The organism is Mycolicibacterium aurum, from assembly GCF_900637195.1.
GTDB classification, from domain to species: Bacteria; Actinomycetota; Actinomycetes; order Mycobacteriales; family Mycobacteriaceae; genus Mycobacterium; species Mycobacterium aurum.
The window spans coordinates 3,896,388-3,917,208 of sequence record NZ_LR134356.1; the positions used below are offsets into that span (position 1 = coordinate 3,896,388).

The 20,821-nt window shown below is 69.6% G+C and carries 13 protein-coding genes; 7 read left to right on the forward strand and 6 right to left on the reverse strand.

The features are described 5' to 3' along the window. Positions 1 to 69 precede the first annotated feature (69 nt). Both EL337_RS18155 and EL337_RS18160 read right to left on the reverse strand, forming a co-directional pair. Positions 70 to 843 (reverse strand): thioesterase II family protein, encoded by a 774-nt coding sequence (locus EL337_RS18155; RefSeq protein ID WP_048633072.1) that lies wholly within the window; start codon positions 841 to 843, stop codon positions 70 to 72. Beyond that, complete coding sequence (locus EL337_RS18160; RefSeq protein ID WP_048633073.1) at positions 840 to 4,322, reverse strand: non-ribosomal peptide synthetase; 3,483 nt, start codon at positions 4,320 to 4,322, stop codon at positions 840 to 842. The genes EL337_RS18155 and EL337_RS18160 overlap by 4 nt, the downstream gene beginning before the upstream one ends. Before the next feature lie 104 nt (positions 4,323 to 4,426). Between EL337_RS18160 and EL337_RS18165 the strand changes: the two genes are divergently transcribed. Next, complete coding sequence (locus tag EL337_RS18165) at positions 4,427 to 6,118, forward strand: (2,3-dihydroxybenzoyl)adenylate synthase (RefSeq protein WP_048633074.1); 1,692 nt, start codon at positions 4,427 to 4,429, stop codon at positions 6,116 to 6,118. A gap of 15 nt (positions 6,119 to 6,133) precedes the next feature. Here the strand turns inward: EL337_RS18165 and EL337_RS18170 are convergent, their stop codons facing one another. Both EL337_RS18170 and EL337_RS18175 read right to left on the reverse strand, forming a co-directional pair. Further along, entirely contained in the window at positions 6,134 to 11,266 is a 5,133-nt protein-coding gene (locus EL337_RS18170; RefSeq protein ID WP_048633075.1) for a type I polyketide synthase, read from the reverse strand. A gap of 125 nt (positions 11,267 to 11,391) precedes the next feature. Beyond that, positions 11,392 to 11,775, reverse strand: a complete 384-nt coding sequence (locus tag EL337_RS18175; RefSeq protein ID WP_048633076.1) for a nuclear transport factor 2 family protein — start codon at positions 11,773 to 11,775, stop codon at positions 11,392 to 11,394. 47 nt (positions 11,776 to 11,822) lie between these two features. On the opposite strand from EL337_RS18175, the gene EL337_RS18180 reads away from it, so the two are divergent. Continuing rightward, a complete protein-coding gene (locus EL337_RS18180; protein ID WP_048633077.1) occupies positions 11,823 to 12,683 on the forward strand; it encodes an LLM class F420-dependent oxidoreductase in 861 nt (286 codons plus the stop codon). Between the two features lie 9 nt (positions 12,684 to 12,692). Here the strand turns inward: EL337_RS18180 and hemW are convergent, their stop codons facing one another. Beyond that, the gene (gene hemW, locus EL337_RS18185; RefSeq protein WP_048633165.1) at positions 12,693 to 13,871 is read right to left on the reverse strand and encodes a radical SAM family heme chaperone HemW; all 1,179 of its coding nucleotides are present in this window, start codon (positions 13,869 to 13,871) and stop codon (positions 12,693 to 12,695) included. Between the two features lie 317 nt (positions 13,872 to 14,188). On the opposite strand from hemW, the gene EL337_RS18195 reads away from it, so the two are divergent. The 5 genes from EL337_RS18195 to EL337_RS18215 all read left to right on the forward strand — a co-directional run bounded on the left by EL337_RS18195 (position 14,189) and on the right by EL337_RS18215 (position 19,731). Next, entirely contained in the window at positions 14,189 to 15,856 is a 1,668-nt protein-coding gene (locus tag EL337_RS18195) for a nitrite/sulfite reductase (protein ID WP_048633078.1), read from the forward strand. A gap of 18 nt (positions 15,857 to 15,874) precedes the next feature. After that, on the forward strand, positions 15,875 to 16,570 hold the full coding sequence (locus EL337_RS18200) for a phosphoadenylyl-sulfate reductase (RefSeq protein WP_370737167.1): 696 nt from the start codon (positions 15,875 to 15,877) through the stop codon (positions 16,568 to 16,570). Then, positions 16,549 to 17,295 (forward strand): sirohydrochlorin chelatase, encoded by a 747-nt coding sequence (locus EL337_RS18205; RefSeq protein WP_048633080.1) that lies wholly within the window; start codon positions 16,549 to 16,551, stop codon positions 17,293 to 17,295. Before EL337_RS18200 ends, EL337_RS18205 begins: the two co-directional genes overlap by 22 nt. Positions 17,296 to 17,372: 77 nt before the next feature. Continuing rightward, positions 17,373 to 18,740, forward strand: coding sequence for a hemolysin family protein (locus EL337_RS18210; protein ID WP_048633081.1), 1,368 nt, complete (start codon positions 17,373 to 17,375; stop codon positions 18,738 to 18,740). Beyond that, on the forward strand, positions 18,733 to 19,731 hold the full coding sequence (locus EL337_RS18215; RefSeq protein ID WP_048633082.1) for a hemolysin family protein: 999 nt from the start codon (positions 18,733 to 18,735) through the stop codon (positions 19,729 to 19,731). The genes EL337_RS18210 and EL337_RS18215 overlap by 8 nt, the downstream gene beginning before the upstream one ends. Before the next feature lie 19 nt (positions 19,732 to 19,750). On the opposite strand, the gene EL337_RS18220 is transcribed toward EL337_RS18215, so the two are convergent. Then, positions 19,751 to 20,821 (reverse strand): sulfate/molybdate ABC transporter ATP-binding protein, encoded by a 1,071-nt coding sequence (locus EL337_RS18220; protein WP_048633083.1) that lies wholly within the window; start codon positions 20,819 to 20,821, stop codon positions 19,751 to 19,753.

Sequence of the window (20,821 nt, forward strand, 5' to 3'; positions counted from 1 at the left end):
TCGGAGCGACGGGGCGTTCTGTGCCGGGGCGAGCGGAGCGCAGCGGAGCGACGGGGCGTTCTGTGTCGGTCATGTGCAGCTCACCAGCCCGGCGACATCGGCGAGCTGCTGATCGACATAGAAATGGCCGCCGTCGAACAGCGTGAAGGTGAACGCGGATTCGGTGTGTAACTCCCACTGCCGCAACGAGTCCACCGATACCCGGTGGTCGCTGCGGCCACCGACGGCGTGGATCTCGGCGCCGATCCGGACGTTGCGGTCGCATGTGTAGCGGTTGAACGCCAGATAGTCGGCACGGACCGCGGGGAGCAACAGCTCGAGGAAGTCGTCGTCGTCGAGAAGGCGTGTGTCGGTACCACCGAGATCGACGATGTCGGCGATCAGTTCCGCGTCGGTCGTGGGTGCCGGTCGCGATCCCGCCACCGTCGAGGGCGCCTGGCTCGCCGAGGCCCACAGTTCCCCGACCTCCACACCGCGGTCCGCGGCCAGCCGGGCGAACTCGAAGCCCACGAGCGCGCCCATGCAGTGACCGAACAGCCGCACCGGTCCGAGGCGGGACCAGTCGGCGGCATTTAGCATTTCGGCAGCCAGGTCGGCGAGGTTGTCGGGCGCCGGGTCAGCGAGCCGGTCGCCGCGGCGGGGATACTGCACGATGTAGGTGTCGACGCCGCAGGAGGAGAGCGCCATGGCGAACTTGCGATACGCCGCGGCGGCGCCCCCCGCGTGCGGGAAGAGGATGGTCGGAGTCCCCGGCTCGGGCGAGTGAAGCGACGGGGAAGGCGAGGCGCCCGGGAACCTCTTGATCCATGGTCTGTGGTGCGGTCGGCTCTGATCTTCGCTCATCGCCCGGTCGCCGGGCCTGACTCGAGCGCCGCAGCCACGTCGGCGGTGCCCATGCCCGCGACCTCCAGGTACAGCTCGGCGACCTCGGCCAGCCTGGCGCCGTCGGCGCCCTCGGCGCCGAGTCGAGCCGCCAGCGCAGCGACCGTTCGGGTCGCGAAGATGTCCGCAACCGCCACCGTCGGCGTGTCCAGCCATGTCCGTACCCGGGCGACCACCTGGGTGGCCAGCACGGAATCGCCTCCGATGGCGAAGAAGTCGTCGTCGGCGCCGATCCCGGTGCGGCCGAGCACCGTTCCGATGATCGAGCACAGCGCCGATTCCAGCGGCGTTGCCGGTGGGCGGTACCCGATTCCGGCGACGACGTCGGCCCCGGCAAGGCGCCGCGCCACCTCGGCGCGGTCGAGCTTGCCCCCGACGGTGTAGGGCACCTGGTCGGCGGTCGCGATGATCTGCGGAATCATGTGGGGCGGCACGATTTCGGCCATCGCCGCGGCCAGCTTCTGCGGTGTGAGCCCGGCAGCACCCGCCTCGGCACTCACCAGGGCGGCGAGGACCTCGGGGCCACCGGCCGCCGGTACGATCGCCGCGACCGCGGAATCGACCCCGGGTAACCGGCGCAGTGCGGACTCCACGTCGCCGAGCTCGACGCGGTAGCCGCTGACCTTGACCCGGTGATCGGCGCGCCCGACGAACTCCAGGACGCCACCGGGTCGGTAACGAACCAGATCGCCGGTGCGGTACCAGATCCTGCCGTCGTGTTCGACAAATCGTTGCGCGCTCAGGTCGGGTCTGGCGCAGTATCCGCGCGCCACCCCGCGACCCCCGACCCACAGCTCGCCGGCCACCCAGTCCGGGCAGTCCCGGCCGTCCGCAGCGACCACCCGACACGCGTTGTTGGGCAGCGGGACACCGAGCGGCACCGACGTCCAATCCGCCGGGATGTCGCCCACTTCGCAGATGGTGTTGTGGGTGGCCGTCTCGGTGGCACCCCCGAGACCTGCGAACCGCATGTGTGGAGCGCGCTTGCGCAGTGTGCGGACGAGTTCGGGGCGCACCCAGTCACCGCCGGTGGGTACCACCCGCACCGACGACAGGTCACCGTCGACTTCGGCGAGCATCTCCAGCCAGCCGGGCATGAAGTGCAGCACCGTGACACCGTGCTGCTCGATGAGGCGCGCCCACGTGTCCGGGTCGCGGCGATTCTCTTCGTCGACGACCACGAGCGAGCCGCCCGCCCGCAGCATCCCGAAGACGTCAAGGACGGACAGGTCGCACTCCAGCGTCGACAATGCGAGACAGCGATCGGCGGGCCCGATGTCGAAGTGCCCGTTGATGAACTCGACCGTGTTCATGGCGGCGTCGTGCGTCATCTCCACGCCCTTGGGCTCCCCGGTGGAGCCCGAGGTGAACAGGATGTAGGCGAGTTCGGCAGGATCGACTGGGGGCCGGGTGAATCCGACGGCGCGCCGACCGACGCGGATCGCCTCGGTGACAGTCAGCGCGGGCATCGTGGTCGGGGGCTCGTCGCCGCACACCAGCGCCATGCGCACGCTGCCGCTCGCCAGTATTCGGCGGGCGCGCTCGTCGGGCTGGTCGACGCCGACGGGCACGTACACCGCGCCGAGTGCCGTGATCGCGAGCAGTGCGATGACCTGCTCCTCATTCTTGGGGCCCAGCACCGCCACGGCGTCGGCCCGCCGGACGCCGGCGACGTCGAGCGCGGCAGCGACCGTCAGCACCCGATCGCGCAGCTGACCGTAGGTGAGGGTGCCCGCGCTGCCGACGACCGCGGGCGCATCCGGGTATGCCTGCGCGTGGCGGAAGAACCCGTCGTGCAACGCGTCGCCGCTCGGCGCACCTGCCACGTCGTTCACGGCGTCGCGAGCCGCCTGCTGCCCGGCCGGAACGGGCGTGAGATCACCAGCTTCCCAGGATTTTTCATCATCGGCGAGACGTTCGAGCTCGGCAATGTGGTGGGCGAACATCGCGTCGGCGACACCGGGCCGGAAGGCATCCTCGCGGGTGTCCCAGTTGATCATCAGCCCGTCGGCGACGGGCGTGGCCTGGGCGTCGAGCAGGACCTGCGGGCCCTGCGAGATAGTCCACACCGGCGTGCCGAACTGTTCGGTGACCTCGCCGGCGAACAGGTCACCGAGACCGAGGGCGCTGGTGTACACGATCGGCGCCAGGACCGGGGTGCCGTGGTGACGGGTGAGGTCGCGCAGCACCGAGAGACCGGAATAGCTGGCGTGCGACGCCGTGGTGTGCAGTGTCTCCTGGAGCACGCGCGCTCGCGCGATCGGGCTGTCGGCGCCGGTGAGATCGACGTCGAGCATCAAGGACGAGGTGAAATCCCCGACCAGCTTGTCGACGTCGGGGTGGAATTGTTCGCGTCCGAACATGGGGAGGTTCAACAGAAATCGACGGTTCGCTGACCACCGTGCGAGCGTTCCGGCATAGGACGCGGCCACCGCCATCGCCGGGGTGACGCCGCGCCGGTGCGCGGCGGCGAACAGCGCATCGCGCGTCGCGACGTCGAGGATGTGCCATCGGCGAGTGCCGCGGCGGGGGTCCGCCTGTTCCGACAGCGGGACCAGCGGAAGTGCAGGCCCCTGCGGCAGATCGGGCAGCCGCTCGGCCCACCAGTGTCGGTCCTCGTCGGTTCCGGTCACCCTCGACGGCTCCGCCGTCAGCGCCTCGCGATATTCGCGGTAGGTGTACCCGAGCTCGGGAAGCGTGCCGCCGCGGTAGAACACCGCAAGATCGGCCATGAAGTTGCGGTAGCTCACCGCATCGGCAGCCTGCATGTCCAGGTCGACGTGCAGACGGGTGCGGCCGTCGGGCAGCAGTGACAGCGAGATCTCCAGTACCTCGCCGTGCAACATCTGGTGCGACTTCTCATCGCGGATGTCGGCGAGCCGCTGCTCGGCAGCGCCCGGGTCGCCGTCACGAAGGTCATAGACGGTGACCGGCAGTCCGCGATCGCCGATCCGTTGCGTGCCGTCCGGAAGAATTTCCACGCGCAGCATCGGGTGCCGTGCCGCGAGCCTGGCCGCGGCGGTGCGGAGGCGGTCGGGATCCACTCCGGCACCGTCGAGTTCGATGTAGAGGTGGGCCGCGACGCCACCGAGTTGCTGGTCGTCGTTGCGACCCACCCAAAGCGCGTGCTGGATCGCCGCGAGCGGAAAGGTGTCACCGCCGGCGGCGGCCTGCGGGGTCGGCGCGGGCGCGTCGGTCACCGCTACGGTGCCGCCGGTGACCAGAGCGGTCCACGCGGCCACGGTCGGGTTCGCGGCCAGCGCGGCAAAGCCCACATCGATGCCCTGCCTGCGCCAGCGTCCCGACAACGACATCATCCGGATCGAGTCGAGACCTGCCGCGATCAGATCGGCCTCGGGATCGACGTCGGCCGCGCTGACACCGAGAAGCTCGGCAACCTCGTCTCGGACGGACTGCACGGTCGTCGACGTCGAACCCACAAATCCTCCTCGACTCAGAATTAAGTGCAGGCTGCCCTAACTTTGAGGAGGCTACCCTATATTCGGGTCACCGAGAACTCCTACCCAGAGCGGTGATGTGACTGATGAGCACTGGATTCCTGCCTGAATCACGCGACGACCAGCGGCCCCGCCCGAACCACGGAACGGGCTGCTGCGACCTCGCCGACGGGTTCGTGCCCTTCCCGGCCGAGCGTGCCGACCTGTACCGGCGGGCGGGCTACTGGACAGGTCGCCCCCTCGACTCCGTCCTCACCGACGCCGCAGCGACGTGGCCCACGAAGCCGGCGGTTGTGGACGCCACGCAGACCTACACATTCGCCGAACTCGACGTGCTGGCCGACCGGGTCGCCGGCGGACTCTCGGCGCTGGGCATCACCGCCGGCGACCGGGTGCTGCTGCAGCTGCCGAACTCGTGCCGGTTCGCCATCGCCCTGTTCGGGCTGTTGCGCCTGGGGGCGGTGCCGGTGATGTGCCTCCCGGGCCACCGGAGCGCCGAGCTGGGCCACTTCGCCGAGGTCAGCGATGCGGTGGCGCTGATCATCCCCGACACCGCAGCCGGGTTCGACTACCGCGACATGGCCACCCACCTCACCTCCCAGCATCCCGGCCTCCGGCACGTGATCGTCGACGGGGACAGCGGGCCGTTCGTCGCCTGGTCCTCGATCGCCGGCTTCGACGGACCGCCCGCCGTCCGGCCGGCCGTGGACCCCGGCCATCCCGCGCTGCTGCTGGTGTCGGGCGGCACCACCGGGTTGCCGAAGCTGATCGCCCGCACCCATGACGACTACGTCTACAACGCGACCGCGTGCGCACGCACGTGCGAGATGACCGGCGAAGACGCCTACCTTGTCGCGCTACCCGCCGGACACAACTTCCCCCTGGCATGCCCGGGCCTGATCGGCTCGATGACCGTGGGCGCCACCACGGTGTTCACCACCGACCCCAGTCCGGAGAACGCGTTCGCACTTATCGACCGCCACCGGATCACCGTCACCGGCCTGGTGAACGCCCTGGCGAAGGTGTGGGCACAGGCCTGCGAGTGGGAGCCCGTGCTGCCGACGTCACTGCGTGTCGTGCAGGTCGGCGGGTCCCGGATGAGCCCCGAGGACGCCCGGTTCATCGTGGAGCGGCTCACGCCCGGGATGTCGCAGATCTTCGGAATGGCCGAGGGCATGCTGAACTTCACCCGTCCCGGCGATCCCGCGGACGTCGTGGTGCATACGCAGGGACGGCCGATGTCGCCGCACGACGAGATGCGGGTGGTCGACGACACCGGGCACGATGTGGCGCCGGGCCAGGAGGGCGAGCTACTGGTGCGCGGTCCCTACACGCTCAACGGGTACTACCGGGCCGACGACGCGAACGCGCGGTCGTTCTCCCCCGACGGCTTCTACCGCACCGGGGACAGGGTGCGGATCTTCGCCGACGGGCCGAGAGCCGGCTACGTCGAGGTCACCGGCCGTATCAAGGACGTCATCCACCGCGGGGGTGAGACGGTGTCGGCCACCGACCTGGAGGATCATCTGCATTCCCACCCGGGAATCTCCGCGGCAGCCGCCGTCGCGCTGCCGGACCAGTACCTGGGCGAACAGATCTGCGCCGCAGTGGTTTTCCGCGGACAGCCCCTCACGTTGACCGAGCTCAACGCGTTCCTCGATGCGCGGGGCGCGTCCAGGCACGCGCGGCCGGACGTGCTGGCCCCCGTGCCGTCGCTGCCGGTCACCGCGGTGGGCAAGGTCGACAAGCACCGGCTCGTCGCGCAGCTCACCCGGTGATCCGGGTCTAGTCGGTCACGCCTGCGTTGACGAACTACACCGAAATCCCTCGGCGATCCTGTCGGTCAGCGCGGCCGCCGTGGGGTGTTCCCACAGGAGTGTCGGCGGCAGCGCCAGTCCGGTCCGCTTCTCCAGGGCGCGCCGCAGCGCCACGGTCATGATCGAGTCGACCCCCGCCTCGACCAGCGGGACCCGCGGATCGATGTCGGATTCGCGCAACCCGAGTTCATTCGCGACCGCCGCCAAAACCTGCTGTGCGGACCACTCGTCGAGGTCGGCATCGCCCGGTCCCATCGCGGCATCGCCGTCGTCCTGCTCCCCCGCCGGCGCCACATCGGCCAACATCGGTACCGCGGCAGCATCGGGAAGTACCGGCAGCACAACGATATTCGGTTCGTCGCCCCTCATAGCCGAGTCCAGGGCGCGCAGCGCGTCGTCGGCACCGACTGTGCCCATGCCGAGGGCCGCGAGCTGGGCGGCGACGAATCCTGACGTCGATCCCATGCCCAGGCCCCGCCACGCCGTCCATGCGACGCTGACCGTGCGGTCGCCGAGGCTGTGCCGATGTCGCGCGGTGGCGTCCAGGAAGGCGTTGGCACACGCGTAGGCGCCCTGGCCGGGGAACCCGGCGAGGTACCCGCACGACGAGAACAGCACCATCCAGTCCAGCTGCCCGGGGGGAAACACCTCGTGCAACGTGTATGTGCCCGCAACCTTCGGGCGCATCGCGCTCCGGATCTCGGCGTCCGACGTATTGAGCAGCAGCGCACCGGCTTCCACGCCTGCTGCATGCACCACACCGCGGACCGGCGGCAGCTCGCGAAGCACCGCCCGCAGGCGGTCCGCCGCGTCATCGGCGCCGATGTCGATGGCGGCGACATGCACGGACACGCCCCGCTCTTCCAGCGCGGCCACCGCCCGTACCGCGTCGCACTCGGTGTCGGCGCTCCATTGTTCGCGATGCGGCAGGCCGGACCGGGACAGCAGCACCAGACGGCGCGCACCGAGGTCGGCGAGGCGCTGCGCGATCCGGAGGCCGAGCGCACCGGTGCCACCGGTCATCACGTAGGTGCCGGCCGGCGTGCAGGTCATCGGCGCACCGCCCGCGGACCGCGCGTGCGCCAGACGTGCGGTCGTGGCCCTACCGTCACGGACCACGACGACGCCGTTCCCGTGCAGGGTCAGTGCCGCGGCGGGCACGGGGTCGTCGCCCAGATCGAGGACGCCTCCCCACAGCTGCGGATGCTCGGCAGCGGCGACACGGGAGAGTCCGAACAGCGGGGCGTGGACGAGGTTGGTTCCTTCGTGCACGTGACGCGTCAGCACCCACAGCCGTCCCGGAAATCCGCTGTGATGCAGATGTTTCAGGGTGTGCAGCACCAGCTCTGCGGTCGCCTCCGGTGAGTCGTCACGCCGCGGTACGAGCAACACCACCGATCCCGACCCGGCCGTGTCGGGCAGCAGCCCGGGCTCGGCATACGCGCGACATGACACCCCGGCTTCGCTCAGTTCTGTTGTCAGCGAGTCGATGTCGTCGTCGCGACCGCCGACCAGCGCCACGTCGGTGGGGCGCTCCCGTTCCGGCAACGGCGTGGCGTGCCACGCCACGTGGTGCAGCAGGCGCGACGTGTCGGTGCCCGCAGGATTCTCCAGCTCCTCGAACGTCATCGCCGTGAGTGCGGCGCGCACCGCGCCGGACTCGTCGGCGATCGACACGTCGGTGGACGTCCCCTCCCGGCGGCGCACATGCAGCAGCGCCACCGCGGGTGGCGCGCCGCACACATCGACACGGTCGATCCGGGCCGGCATCCGCAGCCGCGGTGGCCCGTCGAAGATCGTGGAGGCGGCCGAGGTCGCCGCATCGAGCAGTCCCGCCCACGAGGGCGGTTCCGATCCGTCCGCCTCTGCGGAGACCCGGACCAGGAGTTCCCCCTCCCCGCGGCGGATGTCGAGCACGCGCCAGCCGAACCCCATCGCCGCGACACCGACGCCTGCCAGAGTGTCGACGACGTGGCTGGGAGGCAACTGCTCGGCACAGCGCAGCCAGGCCGCCGGGTCCACACGCCCGCCCAGAAGTTGGATGCCTCGCCCGTCGAGATTTTGGTCCACCGCGACGACCGCGCTGCTGTGCGTCAGCCAGTCACCGGCGAGTTCCCGTTCCCCGTTCACGCTTTCGGCGTCGGCGAGTCGCGTCGAGATGCGCAGCGAGCGATCCTGCAGCACGACCTGGAGGTCGCGTGCGCGGCCGGGCGGCACCGGGGTGCGCAACCGCACCTCGGCCAGGCCCGAGCCCGCCGCCCGCAGAAAAGTGTTGAGAAGTACTGCGGCAGGGACGATCTCGGTCTGTTGCACCGGGTGGTCACCCGGGTACGGGCGGTTGTCCATGTCGAGGCGCGTCTGCCACACCCGGCTGGGCACCGCCCCGGTCACATCCACCGCTCCGCCGAGCAGGGTGTGCGACGCGGGGTCGTGCAGCGCACGGGTACCCGGTGGCGGCGTCGGGGTACGCCAGAACCGGCGGTGCTGCCACTGCGTTCCCGGCAGATCGGCGGCCCACCGCGTGATCGCGGTGAAGGCGTGGTCGACCGGCGCTCCGTGGCAGTAGAGGCCGGCGATCGCGGCCCCGACCGCGCGCCGCTCCGGTTGGTCGCGTCGCAGCACCGGAACGACGGCGTGCTCGCCCACGCCACCTGCCAGCAGTGTCTCGGCGATCGAGTGGGACACCACCGGGTGCGCGGACACTTCGAGGAACAGGCGGTGACCGTCCTCCGCGGCCGCCGCGACGGCCTCGGCGAAACGCACCCGGTCGCGCAGGTTGGACGCCCAGTAGCGCGGGCCCCGACGTGCCCGCGAGCGCGGGTCTCGAAGCGCGGTGGTGTACAGCGGTACCCGTGCAGGGCCCGGCTCCGGCAAGGACCCGACCAGGCGCGCGAGTTCGCCGGTGAGCGCGTCCATCGCCGGGCTGTGAAAGGCGACGTCGGTGTTGACCCGGCGGACGGTCATGCCGTCGGCGGTCCACGCCCCGACCACCTCGTCGACGCCGGCGACAGTTCCGGACACCACCGTCGAGTCCGGTGAGGCGCTGATGGCGGCGACCACGTCGGCGCGTCCGGCCAGGCGGCGGCTCGCCTCGTCGAAGGGCAGGCGGACCAGCGCCATGGCTCCGCGGCCCATGACCGAACGGAATCCGCGCGCCCGATAGCACGCCACCGATGCACCGTGCGCCAGGTCGAAGACGCCTGCGACGACGCACGCCGCCACCTCCCCGACCGAATGGCCGATCACCGCGGCGGGCGCCACCCCGCGTTCGCGGAGCACCGCGGCGAGACCGACCTGCATCGCGAAGGTCAGCACCTGGACCTCGTCGGTTCCGCCGAGCTGCTCAGCGGTCAGGGCCTCCCGTGCGGAGAATCCGAGCTCGGCGCCGAATACGACGTCGACCTCGTCGATGGTCGCCGCGAAGGCCGGTTCGGTCGCCAGCAGCTCACGGCCCATCCCCGCCCAGTGCGAGCCATGCCCGGAGAACACCCACACGGCACCGTTGTCGGCGCCGGGGATGACCGTTCCCGTCACCACCCGCGGATGGCGGATCTGGGCGGCCATCGATTCGAGCGCATCGACCGCCACCCCGGGGTCGGCCGAGCCATCGGTGACGACCGCACCCCTGACCGGTTCGTGTGAGCGGCGGGCCCACAGGGTGGCCGCGACGTCGTCGACGGAGAAGTCGGACCCGCGCAGACTGCGGGCCAGCGCGCCTGCCTGCGCAGCCAGCCGGGCCTCCGAGCGCGCCGACACCGGCAGGAAAGAGGCGGGCGCAGCGGCGGTGTCGAGGACCGCGGCGGCGGGGGCCTCTTCGAGCAGGACGTGGGCGAGGGTGCCGCCGTAGCCGTAGCTGCACACCGCCGCGCGCCGCGGGTCAGTGCTGCGCGGCCACGGCTGCGCCTCGGTGGGGACCCACAGCCCACTGTCGTCCCAGTCCACAGCGGTGGTCAGCGCGCGCACGCCCGCCGTCGGAGGCAGCACTTCGTGGTGCAGCGCCAGCGCCGCCTTGATGAGACCGACGACCCCGGCTCCGCCCTCGAGGTGTCCGGTGTTCGGTTTCACCGATCCGACCGCGCACGGCGTGTCGGTGCGGCCTGCGCCGTACACGGCCGCGAGTGCCGCGATCTCCACCGGATCGCCTGTGGGCGTACCGGTTCCGTGTGCCTCGATGAAGCTGACGCTCTCCGGCGCAACGTCGGCGGCGCGGCAGGCGAGCCGGAACAGATCCTCCTGGGCCTCGCCGTTGGGCGACATGATGCCGACCGTGCGGCCATCCTGAGCGACCGCCCCGCCGCGGATGACCGCGAGCACACGGTCTCCGTCGCGCAGCGCGTCGGCCAACCGCTTGAGCACCACCACACCCGCGCCCTCGCCGCGCCCGTACCCGTCGGCGGCGTCGTCGAACGTCTTGCAGCGACCGTCGGGCGCCGTGGCGCCTGCGACGTCGAGCACCCGCGTCAGCCCGGGACCGATCAGCGCACTGACCCCGCCCGCGAGGGCCAGCGACGTCTCGCCGTCCCGCAGCAGCTGGCACGCCTGATGCACCGCGACCAGCGACGCCGCACACGCGGCATCGAGCGCGACGCTGGGACCGCGCAGGTCGAGCAGATGCGACACCCGGTTGGCCACCCCGCACAGCGAGGTGCCGATCCCGGTCCAGGCTTCGATGCCTGGGAGGTCCTCCATGAGGAGCTTGCCGTAGTCGTCGGAGTTCACCCCCATCAGCACCGCGGTGTCGCTGCCGGCCAGCGATCGCGGCGGGATTCCCGCGTGTTCCAGTGCCTCCCAGGACACTTCGAGCGCCATCCGCTGCTGCGGGTCCATCAGCTCGGCTTCCCGTGGGGACACCCCGAAGAATTCGGCGTCGAACCCCGGCAGGTCGTCGAGGAACGTGCCCCACCGCGTCGTCTCGCGCAACACCGCGGCGTTGCGCGGATCGCGGTGTAGGTAGGGCTCCCACCGTTCCGGGGGGACCTCGGTGACCGCGCTTGCCTGCGCGAGCAGGAACGCCCAGAAGTCCTCCGGGGTGGTGATGTCGCCTGCGAGACGGCAGCCGATCCCGATGATGGCGATCGGAGCGGCGGGCTGGGTGCGGTTCAGCCCCACGTCGAGACAGGCATATGGATAGCCTTTCCTAAGCCGAGGTTCCGCATGCGAGCATCCTGGCACAACGGAGGTGCCCGCAGCGGCTTACCTGGCAGCCGCTGTGGCTTGGCTGTGAGCGTTGTTGGTCACATCCGGGGCGGTGGCTGCGCTCCCGCATCCTCGGGATCGACCTCGACCGCGTAGGAGGTGATCGCTGAAATCGTGTCGCCGGAGAACTCGTATATGGCACAACTGGCCACCGCCGTCACGCCGTCCGGCCGCAGGTAACGCACCACCGTGTCGACGGCGACGGTGTCTCGATCACCGACCGTCACGCACCGGTCGAACTGCACCTCTGCACCGGCGAGACTCTCCTGGGTGTCTCGGCAGGTGCGCCGGACTGCGTCGGCGCCCTCGAGGATCATCCCCCCGACGATGGTCCACTTCACGTCCTTCGCGAGATGACTCAGCGCCTCGTCGAAACGATGCTCCGAGAACGCGCGACCGACGGCGACGGGGTCGAATGCCATGCAGCGACCGTAGCGCCCCCGGCCCTCGACACGGTATGAGTGATGGCATGCAGCTATCCGGAGTGGGTTTGTGGAGTTCGCAATTGCGTTACGGCAATCCGGCCGAGGCGGCCGAGGCCGCCGCCGAGCTGGACGGGCTGGGGTACTCGGCGCTGTGGATTCCCGACGTCGGTGGCCCGGTGCTCGATTCCGTCGACAACCTGCTGACCGCCACCGAGAAGACCGTGATCGCGACCGGCATCCTGAACCTCTGGATGCACGAGCCCGCCGATGTGGCGGCGCGCTATGCCGCGCTGACCGAAGCCCACGGAGACCGATTCCTGCTCGGCATCGGCGTCAGCCACGCGCCGCTGATCGATTCGACGGAGCCGGGCCGCTACCGCAAGCCGCTGGCCGCCACCAAGGCGTTCCTGGACGGGCTCGACGCAGCGGCGCAGCCGGTGCCCACGAGCAACCGGGTGCTGGCCGCTCTCGGCCCGAAGATGCTGCAGCTGTCGGCGACGCGGGCCGCGGGTGCGCATCCTTACCTGGTCACCCCGGACCACACCAAGACCGCCCGTGAGGTTCTGGGCGACGGTCCGCTGCTGCTGCCCGAGCAGACCGTCGTGCTGACCGACAGCCGGGACGAGGCGAGCGCCATCGGAAAGGATTGGCTGCGTTCCTATCTCGCGCTGCCCAACTACGCCAACAACCTGCTGCGGTCGGGCTTCACCGAAGACGACGTCAGCTCGGTCAGCGATCGGCTGTTCGACGCAATCATCGCCTGGGGTGACGAGGACGCGATCAAGCGTCGCGTCGACGAGCATCACGCGGCAGGCGCCGATCACGTGTGCGTTCAGGTCATCACCGCCGATCCGCAGGAGTTCCCGCGCGAGCAGTGGCGTCGTCTTGCCGCTGCGCTGCTGTGAGCTGACAGCTCAGCTCAGAACGTCGCGCACCACCGCATCGGCGAGCAGCCGGCCGCGGTCGGTGAGCACCACCGTCTCGCCGTCGCCGACGAGCAGTCCGTCGGCAACGGCCCGACGGGCCCGCTCACGCTCGGTGGCGGACAGCGCCGCGACCGGCAGCCCCGTGCGCAGCCGCATCCGCAGCATCACGTCCTCGATGTGCGCCGTCGCGGCGTCGAGTTGCTCGAAGTCGGCCACGGGGAGCCCGCCGCCGCCGAGCGCTGCGGCATAGGCGTTGGGGTGCTTGACATTCCACCACCGGGTGGCGCCGACGTAGCCGTGCGCTCCCGGACCTGCGCCCCACCATTCGCCGCCGTTCCAGTAGCCGATGTTGTGTCGGCACTCCCCGCCGGGCCGGGCCCAGTTCGACACCTCGTACCACCCGAACCCGGCGTCGGAGAGACGGCGGTCGAGCAGTTCGTAGCGACGCGCGAGCACGTCGTCGTCGGGTGCGGGGAGCTCACCGCGACGCACCCGCCGGGCCAGCGCGGTCCCGTCCTCGACGATCAACGCGTAGGCCGACACGTGGTCGACGCCGGCGTCCACAGCCGAGCTCGCCGACCTCACGAGGTCGTCGTCGGTCTCCCCCGGCGTGCCGTAGATGAGGTCGAGGTTGACGTGGTCGAACCCTTCGGCCCGGGCCTCTCGGGCGGCATCGAGCGCGCGTCCGGGCGAGTGCACGCGGTCCAGCGTCGCCAGCACGTGCGGCGCAGTGGACTGCATGCCCAGCGAGATCCTGGTGTAGCCGGCGGCGCGCAACCCGGCGAAGAACGACGCCGACGTCGACTCCGGGTTGGACTCGGTGGTGACCTCGGCGCCGGGAGCCAGCGTGAAATTGTCGCGGATCGCGTCGAGCACCCCACCGAGACCGGCGACACCGAGCAGCGACGGGGTCCCACCGCCGACAAACACAGTCTGCACCGCCGGGGTCGCGCCGAGGTGCTCAGCGGCCAGCCGCAGCTCGATCCGCAGCGCCGCGAGCCACCCGTCCGGGTTCGCTCCCCCCAGCTCGGCGGGGGTATAGGTGTTGAAGTCGCAGTATCCGCAGCGCGTGGCGCAGAACGGCACGTGGATATAGATGCCGAAAGGGTGGCCGGGAGTGGCGGCCATCGCCGGCAGCTGAGGTCGCTGCGCCGGGACCGCCTGCATCGTCACGCAGCCAGTCTTCCAGAAGGTAGTTTTGCTCACCCTGAGCGCAAATCTCGCCCGGTTAGGGCGGGTGTGGGTTTCCGTGGCACAATCGAGGGCGTGACTGCAGCCCACAGCTTCGCCCGCCGGGTATCGCTGGTGTCGCGCCTGCATGTCGATCTCAAGCGCGTCTGTACCTGTTGCTGTCTGCCCTGACCCGGATCTTGTAGGACCCAGCCCGTAAGCACTTCAGCTGGCCGCCGGATCTGCGCCGCCGGCCAGCCACCGGTGTCACAGCGCGATTCGAACGTCGGCTCCAACCAGGAGCTCACTGACATATGACCACTGCCAAGCCTGCGAAGCGTCCCCGCGGCGAGGGCCAATGGGCGCTCGGCTACCGCGAGCCGCTCAACCCCAACGAACAGTCCAAGAAGGACGACAACCCGCTCAACGTCCGAGCGCGCATCGAGGCAACCTACGCCAAGAACGGCTTCGAGAGCATCGACAAGGGCGACCTGCGCGGCCGTTTCCGCTGGTGGGGGCTCTACACCCAGCGCAAGCCGGGGTTCGACGGCACGTGGACGGGCGACGAGAACACCGACATGCTCGAAGACGAGTTCTTCATGCTGCGGGTCCGCAGCGACGGCGGCGCCCTGACCGCCGCGGCGCTGCGCACCCTCGGCGGCATCTCCACCGAGTTCGCCCGGGACACCGCCGACATCTCCGATCGCCAGAACATCCAGTACCACTGGATCGACGTCAAGAACATGCCGGAGATCTGGCGGCGGCTCGACGAGGTCGGACTGCAGACCACCGAGGCGTGCGGCGACTGCCCGCGCGTGGTGCTGGGTTCGCCGCTGGCGGGTGAGTCGCTCAACGAGGTGATCGACGGAACGCCCGCGGTCGAGGAGATCGTCAAGCGCTACATCGGCAAGCCCGAGTACTCCAACCTGCCGCGCAAGTTCAAGACCGCGATCTCGGGCCTGCAGGACGTGGTGCACGAGGTCAACGACGTCGCCTTCATCGGCGTCGAGCATCCCGAGCACGGTCCCGGGTTCGACCTCTGGGTGGGCGGCGGCCTGTCCACCAATCCCATGCTCGGACAGCGGGTCGGCGCGTGGGTCCCTCTCGACGAGGTGCCCGACGTGTGGGAGGGCGTGGTCAGCGTGTTCCGCGACTACGGCTACCGCAGACTGCGGGCCAAGGCGCGGCTGAAGTTCCTGATCAAAGACTGGGGCGTAGAGAAATTCAGGGAAGTCCTCGAAACGGAATACCTGAAGCGTCCGCTGATCGACGGACCGGCGCCGGACCCGGTGACCAGGCCCATCGACCACGTCGGCGTCCAGAAACTGAAGAACGGCCTCAACGCCGTCGGTGTCGCCCCGATCGCGGGCCGCGTATCGGGCACGATCCTGACCAAGGTCGCCGACCTGGCCGAGTCCGTGGGCAGCGACCGGATCCGCTTCACCCCGTACCAGAAGCTGATCGTGCTCGACGTGCCCGACGAGAAGCTCGACGAGCTGCGCGCGGGGCTTGACGCGCTGGGTCTGCCCTCGGCACCGTCGCACTGGCGGCGCAACCTGATGGCCTGCACGGGCATCGAATTCTGCAAGCTGAGCTTCGCCGAGACCAGGAGCCGCTCACAGACCCTGGTGCCCGAGCTGGAGAAGCGGCTGGAAGACATCAACGCCCAGCTCGACGTGCCCGTCACGATCAACATCAACGGCTGCCCGAACTCGTGCGCCCGCATCCAGATCGCCGACATCGGCTTCAAGGGCCAGATGATCGACGACGGGAACGGCCCCGAGGAAGGGTTCCAGGTCCATCTGGGCGGCAGCCTGGGACTGGACAGCGGTTTCGGCCGCAAGCTGCGCCAGCACAAGGTGCTCGCCACCGAGCTCGGTGACTACATCGAGCGTGTTGTTCGCAATTTCGTGAAACAAAGAGAGCAGGGCGAGCGTTTTGCCACTTGGGCTCTACGAGCCGACGACGCGGACTTGAGGTGATGTGAAGTGACGGATGTGATCACGGATACCGACCTGCAGCTGCTGGCCGAACGCGGCGCCGCCGAACTGGGTGAGCACGCAACGGCCGAGGACCTGCTGCGCTGGACCGACGAGAACTTCGGCGGCAACTACATCGTGGCGTCGAACATGCAGGACGCGGTGCTCGTCGACCTGGCGACCAAAGTGCGGCCCGGCGTCGACGTGCTGTTCCTCGACACCGGCTACCACTTCGTGGAGACCATCGGCACCCGCGACGCCGTCGAGGCGGTGTACGACGTCAACGTCGTCAACGTGCGCCCCGAGCTCAGCGTCACCCAGCAGGACGCGGTGCACGGTAAGGACCTCTTCGCCCGAGACGCAGGAGCGTGCTGCGGCATGCGCAAGGTCGAACCGCTCGGCAAGGCGCTGAAGAACTACTCGGCGTGGGTGACCGGAATCCGTCGCGTCGAGGCCCCGACCCGTGCCAACGCCCCGTTGATCAGCTGGGACAAGGCTTTCGGGCTGGTGAAGATCAACCCGCTGGCGGCGTGGAGCGACGAGCAGATGCAGGACTACATCGACGCCAACGGCGTACTGGTGAATCCGCTTGTCGACGAGGGCTACCCGTCGATCGGCTGCGCCCCGTGCACCAACAAGCCCATCGCGGGCGCCGATCCGCGCAGCGGTCGCTGGGCAGGCCAGTCGAAGACAGAGTGCGGGCTGCACGCCTCGTGAGTCTGCGGACCCCCGCCCACCCCTCGTTGATCCTCACCGCCCACGGCAGCGCCGACCCGAGATCGGCCGCGACGGTGCGGCTCATCGCCGAGTGCGTGCGCCGGCTGCGTCCCGGCCTGGATGCGCGTGTCGCCTTCTGCGAGCAGAACTCCCCCAATCTGCGGGACGTGCTGGAGACGCTGCACGACCGCGTGTCCGTCGTCGTCCCGCTGCTGTTGGCCGATGCCTATCACGCCAGGGTCGACATCCCCGCGATGATCGCCGAGTCCGGGGCCGAGGTCCGCCAGGCCGAGGTGCTCGGCGAAGACGACCGACTGATCCACGTGCTGCGCCAGCGGCTCGAGCACGCCGGGGTCTCACGGCTGGACGCCGAGATCGGGGTGCTGGTCGCTGCGGTCGGCTCGTCCCAGCCCGATGCCAACACCCGCACTGCGGCGGTGGCACACGAACTGACCTTGACCACCCGCTGGACCGCGACGACGGCGTTCGCGACGGGCCCGCACCCCACCTTGGCCGAGGCCGCCGACGAACTCCGCGGGCGCGGTGCCACCCGGCTCGTCATCGCGCCATGGTTTCTGGCCCATGGCCGGCTGACCGACCGCGTGGTGACATTCGCTCGCGCACAAGGTATCCCGATGTCGTCGCCACTGGGCGCCCATCGCCAGGTGGCCGAGACAGTGCTGGACCGTTTCGAGTCAGCACTCGCGCTGACCGCCGCCGCGTGACGCGCATCGGTACAGTGTTGGCAAAGCCCCCTCGCGAACAAGGACCCAGTGGAATCTCATAGACCCGGGGCGGTCGCGTGCTGACCGCCGTACTCGGAATCATCGCCGGCTTTCTCGTCGTCCTCGCAATCACCGCGCTGACCGGTTACTTCGTCGCCCAGGAGTTCGCCTACATGGCGGTCGACCGGTCGCGACTCAAAGCCCGCGCCGAAGCCGGTGACAGCGCCTCCGCGCGCGCCCTGGCCGTCACCCGGCGCACGTCGTTCATGCTCTCCGGCGCTCAGCTCGGCATCACGGTCACCGGACTGCTGGTCGGCTACGTCGCCGAGCCGCTGATCGGACGTGGCCTCGAAGTGGTGGTCGGCGGCGCAGGAGTCCCGACCGCGATCGCGGTCGCGATCGGCGGTGTCGCGGCCATCGCGGTGTCGACGATCGTGCAGATGCTGTTCGGGGAGCTGTTCCCCAAGAACCTCGCGATCGCCCGCCCGGAACCGGTGGCGCGCTGGCTGTCGATATCCACCTCGTTGTACCTCAAGCTGTTCGGCTGGCTGATTTGGCTGTTCGACCAGTCGTCGAATCTGCTGCTGCGTGCGCTGCGCATCGAACCGGTGCACGATGTCGAGCACTCGGCAACGCCGCGCGACCTCGAGCACATCGTCGCCGCCTCCCGGGACGCGGGCGACATCCCGCGTGAGCTCTCGGCGCTGCTCGACCGGATCCTGGACTTTCCCACCAGCAACGCCGAGCACGCCATGATCCCGCGTTCCCGGGTCGATGTCCTCGCCGCCGACGCGACCGTGGCGGAGGTGTTGGAGCGGATGGCAAGCGGCCATACCCGCTACCCCGTCACCGGACCGGACCACGACGACATCGTCGGTGTCATCCATCTGCACGACCTGCTGGGTTCGGTGCCCGGCACCGACACGGCCGCGATGCGCTGCCGGCCGGCAGTGGTCGTGCCGGAAACCCTGCCCCTGCCCAACGTGGTGAAGACCCTCGCCGATGCCGACGAGGAGATGGCGATCGTGATCGACGAGTACGGCGGCTTCGCCGGAATCGTCACCATCGAGGATCTCGCCGAGGAGGTCGTCGGCGAGATCGACGACGAGCACGACGCCGAACACGGTGCCGATGTGGTGGCCGACGGCGAAGGCTGGCTGCTCTCCGGTGATCTGCCTCTCGACGAGGCCGAGCGCACCCTCGACCTGACCCTGCCGCCCGGTGACTACGAGACGGTCGCCGGCATGGTCATCGCGTACGCGGCCGGGTTGCCTGATGAGGGCGACACCGTGGAGATCGAACTCCCTTCGGACGTCGCGGATCTCGTCGATGACGGCCCGACGCCCGTGCGGCGCGTGATCGCACAGGTGCGCGCCGTCGAACGTCGCGTCCCGTCATCGGTATTCGTCACCATCGAGATCGAGGAGCCGGACGACGATGGGTAGCCCGTGGACCATCGTGGCGATCACCGCCGCGCTCATCGGCTCGAGTGCGTTCTTCGTGGCCGTCGAATTCGCGTTGATCGCCGCACGCCGCAGCCGGCTCGAAGACGCCGCGGCCACCAGTGCCTCCGCCCGGGCTGCCTTGCGCAGCGCCAGTGAGCTCTCGGTGCTTCTCGCCGGCGCCCAACTGGGTATCACCGCGTGCACACTGCTGCTCGGCGCGATCACCAAACCGGCAGTGCACCATGCGATCACACCGTGGCTGAGCCAGGTGGGCGCGCCGTCCTGGCTGGCCGACGTCGGTGGCTTCGTCCTCGCTCTGTTCATCGTCACCTTCTTGCACCTGGTGATCGGAGAGATGGCTCCGAAGTCGTGGGCGATCGCGCACCCGGAACGCTCGGCGACGATGCTGGCGCTACCGATGCGCGGATTCATGTTCCTCACCCGGCCGCTGCTGCACGCACTGAACCAGGCCGCCAACTGGTGCCTGCGCCGCGTGGGTGTGACCCCGGTGGACGAGTTGGCCGACAGCCAGGATCCCGATACTTTGCGTCAGTTGGTGGAGCACTCAGCCACCGTCGGCACTCTTGACGAGCGCTATCACGCCAACCTGGCCAGTGCCCTGGAACTGGAGGCGCTCACCGTGGGGCAGCTGGCCCGGCGCGACGCCGAATACAGCTTCGTGCCCGCCGATGCGACCGCGGAGCAGATCCAGACCACCTCCGACACCACCGGCCATCTACGGCTGCTGGTCCGCGACGGCTCCGCCGACGTGGGCGTCGTGCACGTCCGTGACAGCCTGGCGTCGTCGGGAACCGCGCGTGACCTGATGCGCCCGGTGCTCACCCTCCCCGAGGACACACCGGTGTACGAGGCGCTGCGGCTGATGCGTGAGACACGCAATCACCTGATCGTGGTCGACGGCCCCGCAGGCCGCGGCTTGCTGACCCTGACCGATCTCCTGCACCGGCTGCTTCCGGCGCCGGCAGCCTGACTCGGGCCGGCGCCACCGGTCACGAATGAGCCGGCGCCTCCTCGGCGTCAGCGGAAGTGCGGCTGCCGGAAGCGAAGTCACCGGCAGCGTCCGTGGGCAGCGACGGGACCCGAGTGGCACGCACGTACACCGTGTCACCTTCCTTGAGGCCCAGCGCCTCGGCATCCCCGCGCGTGATCTGAGCGGTGAACGGCGTCTGGGTCGCGGCGTTGAGAAGCTCGACCCGCACCTCGAACCCGAGCATGACGACGCGTTCGATCACCGCCCGTGTCACGCCCGTCGCCCGGATGGTGTCGTCACTGGTGGCGATCGCCATATCAGGGTTGCGACCGACCCGGATGTCATGTGGACGCACCAGGACACCGTTGAGGGAGGCGACCGCCCCGAGGAAGGACATCACGAACGCGTTGGCGGGCGAGTCGTACACCTCACTGGGAGAGCCGACTTGCTCGATGCGGCCCTTGTTCAGGACGGCGATCCGGTCCGAGATGTCGAGGGCCTCGGACTGGTCGTGGGTGACGAGCACCGTCGTGACATGCACCTCTTCGTGCAGGCGGCGCAGCCACGCGCGGAGATCCTCACGCACCTTGGCATCGAGCGCACCGAACGGTTCGTCGAGCAACAGCACCTCGGGGTCGACGGCCAGCGCGCGCGCGAGCGCCATCCGCTGGCGCTGCCCGCCGGAGAGCTGGTTGGGATAGCGGCCCTGAAAGCCCGCCAGCCCGACCACTTCCAGCAGTTTGTCGACCTTGTCTTTGATCTCCGATTTGGGCTTCTTCCGGATCCGCAGGCCGAACGCGACGTTCTCCCGCACCGTCAGATGCTTGAAGGCCGCGTAATGCTGGAACACGAATCCGATGCCACGCTGCTGCGGCGGCACACCGGTGACGTCGCGCCCGTTGATCACCACTGTCCCGGTATCGGGGTTGTCCAGGCCCGCGATCGCGCGGAGCAGCGTCGACTTGCCTGAACCGCTGGGGCCCAGCAGTGAGGTCAGCGAGCCCTTGGGCACCGTGAAGTCGACGCCGTCAAGCGCCGCGAAATCCCCGAAGTGCTTGTTCGCTCCACGGACGACGATCGCGTCTGTCAT

Excerpts from the sequence above, each read along its gene's own strand:
- EL337_RS18175 (WP_048633076.1), bottom strand. The coding sequence starts at position 11,775 with ATGGCATTCGACCCCGTCGCCGTCGGTCGCGCGTTCTCGGAGCATCGT.
- EL337_RS18165 (WP_048633074.1), top strand. The coding sequence starts at position 4,427 with ATGAGCACTGGATTCCTGCCTGAATCACGCGACGACCAGCGGCCCCGC.
- EL337_RS18195 (WP_048633078.1), top strand. The coding sequence starts at position 14,189 with ATGACCACTGCCAAGCCTGCGAAGCGTCCCCGCGGCGAGGGCCAATGG.
- hemW (WP_048633165.1), bottom strand. The coding sequence starts at position 13,871 with ATGCAGGCGGTCCCGGCGCAGCGACCTCAGCTGCCGGCGATGGCCGCC.
- EL337_RS18220 (WP_048633083.1), bottom strand. The coding sequence starts at position 20,821 with ATGACAGACGCGATCGTCGTCCGTGGAGCGAACAAGCACTTCGGGGAT.
- EL337_RS18180 (WP_048633077.1), top strand. The coding sequence starts at position 11,823 with ATGCAGCTATCCGGAGTGGGTTTGTGGAGTTCGCAATTGCGTTACGGC.
- EL337_RS18215 (WP_048633082.1), top strand. The coding sequence starts at position 18,733 with ATGGGTAGCCCGTGGACCATCGTGGCGATCACCGCCGCGCTCATCGGC.
- EL337_RS18155 (WP_048633072.1), bottom strand. The coding sequence starts at position 843 with ATGAGCGAAGATCAGAGCCGACCGCACCACAGACCATGGATCAAGAGG.